The 410-nt window shown below is 56.6% G+C and carries 1 protein-coding gene; it reads left to right on the top strand.

Features of this window, described 5'->3' with window-relative positions:
* The coding region (locus D7Y13_RS43970) for an AAA-type ATPase lid domain-containing protein (RefSeq protein WP_500683211.1) at positions 1-410 on the top strand (410 nt) is incomplete at both ends.

Here is a 410-nt window from a genome sequence, read left to right as displayed (position 1 = left end):
GTACTACATCAGCCTGATTAGTCGATCGCGGGGCATTTCGCCGCCTGATGTTGCGCCCGAAGCGCTGCGGCGGCTGCAAGGCTACGACTTTCCGGGAAATTTGACGGAACTCGAAGGACTGATTGCGCGGGCAATGCTGCAAGGCGATACCGTTCCGGGATCGCTTCGCGGTCGCGCTGCCGTTTTGACAGAAGAAGTCTTTTGGTCGGTGAGTACGCGCAGCAAGCGGTTTCGCGTCAACCTGCTTAATACCTATCCGCGCCTGCGGCAGTTTCTACGCAGTTCGTGGTGGCCGGATCGAATTAACTACGGCTTTACCCTGCCCGTCTTTGCGATCGTCGTTGCCATCCTATTTCTGGCTCCTCAATCTCGCGATGCCAACATTGCGCTGAATTTGTTTTGGGCGTGGT

The organism is Corallococcus praedator (genome assembly GCF_003612125.1).
GTDB classification, from domain to species: Bacteria; Myxococcota; Myxococcia; order Myxococcales; family Myxococcaceae; genus Corallococcus; species Corallococcus praedator.
The sequence above is the reverse complement of the archived record's forward strand: the minus strand, read 5'-3'. Positions and strand labels throughout refer to the sequence as shown.